The organism is Salmonella sp. NW1250, assembly GCF_051812965.1.
Taxonomy (GTDB): domain Bacteria; phylum Pseudomonadota; class Gammaproteobacteria; order Enterobacterales; family Enterobacteriaceae; genus Salmonella; species Salmonella enterica.
The window spans coordinates 1-218 of sequence record NZ_JAMNDD010000066.1 but is presented as its reverse complement, the minus strand read 5'-3'; the positions used below and the strand labels follow the sequence as shown (position 1 = coordinate 218).

General features: G+C 63.3%; 1 protein-coding gene. It reads left to right on the top strand.

The window, feature by feature from the left end; all coding sequences use genetic code 11:
- A partial coding sequence (locus tag NBA72_RS24275; protein WP_439006047.1) for an autotransporter-associated beta strand repeat-containing protein occupies positions 1–218 on the top strand: 218 nt, incomplete at both ends.

Here is a 218-nt window from a genome sequence, read left to right as displayed (position 1 = left end):
GGCAGCGGCCAGGTGGTGAAATCCGGCGACGAGACGCTCACACTCTCCGGCGCCAATTCTTACACCGGCGGCACCCTTATCAGCAGCGGCACGCTGGTCGCCAACGATGTAAACGCGCTGGGCACCGGTGACGTCACCGATAACGCCGTGCTGGAACTGAACACCGGCGGTGATTTTGACAACGCCATCAGCGGCAGCGGCCAGGTGGTGAAATCCGG